We start from the raw sequence: 2,353 nt of genomic DNA, 5'->3' as shown, positions 1-2,353 counted from the left end.
TATATGCAACAGCAAAATTACAGCCTGTCTGCACTCGCTAAGCGCGATGCTCAGGATGATCCCTTTGGCTCGACTAACAAAGCCCAAACGACCATCACACCGCCCCCAACAACGCCCGTTGACGACGAAAACACCAAGGCTCTGTCCGAGCCGGAACAGTTCATGGTCAGGGCAATGCTGAAAGGACTGCTTACTCATGAATGAACGTGACATGTCACTGCTGAAGGCCGTTGGTGAGGCGGTAAGAGAGCAATTGTTGGTTGTGCAGAAAAAATACGATATCGCGTTAACCGAAAAGTCAGAAGAAATAGACCGGTTGAAAACCCAGATTAAGAAAATTTTGGAAGTCACGCCAGATGAAGGGGCGATAGTCAGGGCTGTTTTATCACAAATTAATATCCCCGTTGCGCCTGAACTGCCCGATTTCCACCAGATGGTAAAGGAAGCGGTGTCCGTTATACCCGCGCCGCCAGCCCCTGAACCGCAGGAGTTGCCTGATATTGAGCAAATGGTGAGAGCAGTGGTGGCTGGGATCGAAATTAAACAACCCGAGCTGCCCGACGTCCACCAACTGGTGAAGGATGCCGTGTCTGCAATGCCAGTGCCGGAAGCACCGAAATCACCAGAACTTCCTGATATCGAAAGCTTGGTGCGAAAAGCCGTGCAGGAAATTGAAATCCCGCAGCCGGAACTGCCTGACATTCATCAGATGGTAAAAGACGCAGTTTCCGTACTTCCTGTTCCGAAAAACGGTGAACCGGGCGAAGACGGCAAAGATGCTTTGCAGTTAGAAATAATGCCCTGCATCGATGAAGAAAAGTCATACCCCCGTGGCAGTTATGCCATACATGACGGAGGGATATGGCGATCATACCAGAAGACAACCGGGTTAAATGGCTGGGAATGCCTGGTTGATGGCATTTCCTCCGTTGATATCAGCCAAGCTAACGAGCGTGAATTCACCATCACTGCTCAGTTGGCCAGCGGTACCAGGACCGAAAAATCCTTCTGCATTCCGGTAATGATTTACCGCGACATATTCAAAGACGGTGAAAAGTACTTGCCCGGCGACAGCGTCACCTGGGCAGGGTCAGTGTGGTATTGCCATGCAGAGACGTCCGACAAGCCAGGAGAGCCATCTTCAAAGGGGTGGAAACTTGCCGTTAAGCGGGGCCGGGATGCGAGGGCAAAAACATGATCGGACTGGTCACGCTTGCTGAAGTGAAATCTTATCTCCGCATTGACACTGATGCTGCTGATCAGGATTTGCAGGACGCCATATACCAGGCCAGCGCGGTAATTTTGGATTATGTGAAGCCATCTCGTTCAGAGATTATTGACGATTCGGGAGATCTAATCGATGGAGAGGCGCTGGCGAGGGTTAAGCGGTCCACCCTCATTCTGATTGGTATATTCGAAAGGGTGAAAAACGGCGAAGAGGAGCAGCGCTACTCTCAGGGTAATCTTCCTTTCAGTGTCACTGCATTCATTTACACGCTTCATACACCAACCATTGTTTAAGGATGAGTTTATGACTACAGGGCTTGAAGCCGGGAAACTCACTGCACGGATCACCCTGCAAATGATAGACGTTACTACTGGCCCGCTGGGTGAGCCTTTGCCGGGCATGCCTGTCGATGTCGCGAAAGTCTGGGCAGCGGCGGAAATGATGTCAAATCGGAAAATTCGCACGCTTGACCAACAGCAGGTTGTGGAAACCTGGCATTTCACTATTCGGCCTGATCATGCTGTCCAAATTGACTGGAAAGTCTGGTGGAAAGAGGCCAGCTATACGGTGGTAGCTGTTGACCATAGTCTGAGCGACCGCCTGATCCTTAAAGCTGAAAGAGACGCTCGTCATGATTGAGGATGCCATCAGAACTGAACTTAGCAACCTTTCCGGGCTGTCCGTTTATCCCTTGCTACTTCCGGACCCGGTTCAGGAGGGCATTACATTTCAACGTATATCCGATCCTGAGATGGATGCCGGAATGGTTCGCACCGGTTTAATCGCCGGGCGGTTCCAAATCTCGATTTATCGAATAAATGATTATACCGCTCTAGTGGGGCTTGATCGGGCCATCTGGTCTGTCTGGCGCGATATTCAGCACGGCAAAATCTCTGATTACCCGGTTCAGTATGTCGAACGCGCGAGCATTATTCAGGACTGCGTAACATTGACGAGTAACCGTGTGCAGTACCGGCTGGTAAGGGACTACATCATTTATTTCTATGAGGACTCATCATGATCCGAATGGAGGTTCAGGGGCTGAAAGAACTTGAGCGGCAACTTGAAGCCCTGGGTGAAAAAGTCGCTGTGAAAGTGATGGCTTCTGCGGGTAAAGAGGCCATG

Annotated in this window: 4 protein-coding genes and 1 pseudogene; all 5 read left to right on the top strand. The window is 50.6% G+C overall.

Annotation, left to right across the window (positions count from 1 at the left end):
* Positions 1-204: pseudogene (locus tag J8X26_RS26715) on the top strand (phage portal protein); the annotation flags it as partial.
* Positions 197-1,198 (top strand): phage gp6-like head-tail connector protein, encoded by a 1,002-nt coding sequence (locus J8X26_RS26710; RefSeq protein ID WP_208952550.1) that lies wholly within the window; start codon positions 197-199, stop codon positions 1,196-1,198. The pseudogene J8X26_RS26715 and the gene J8X26_RS26710, both read left to right, overlap by 8 nt.
* On the top strand, positions 1,195-1,521 hold the full coding sequence (locus J8X26_RS26705) for a head-tail connector protein (RefSeq protein ID WP_152326380.1): 327 nt from the start codon (positions 1,195-1,197) through the stop codon (positions 1,519-1,521). The genes J8X26_RS26710 and J8X26_RS26705 overlap by 4 nt, the downstream gene beginning before the upstream one ends.
* Before the next feature lie 10 nt (positions 1,522-1,531).
* Positions 1,532-1,867 (top strand): phage head closure protein, encoded by a 336-nt coding sequence (locus J8X26_RS26700; RefSeq protein ID WP_208952549.1) that lies wholly within the window; start codon positions 1,532-1,534, stop codon positions 1,865-1,867.
* Positions 1,860-2,249, top strand: a complete 390-nt coding sequence (locus J8X26_RS26695; protein ID WP_208952548.1) for a hypothetical protein — start codon at positions 1,860-1,862, stop codon at positions 2,247-2,249. The genes J8X26_RS26700 and J8X26_RS26695 overlap by 8 nt, the downstream gene beginning before the upstream one ends.
* Positions 2,250-2,353: the final 104 nt, after the last annotated feature.

The organism is Rahnella sp. ChDrAdgB13, from assembly GCF_017655185.1.
GTDB classification, from domain to species: domain Bacteria; phylum Pseudomonadota; class Gammaproteobacteria; order Enterobacterales; family Enterobacteriaceae; genus Rahnella; species Rahnella contaminans.
Note: the sequence above shows the minus strand (reverse complement) of the source record. Positions and strands in the feature narration are given on the sequence as shown.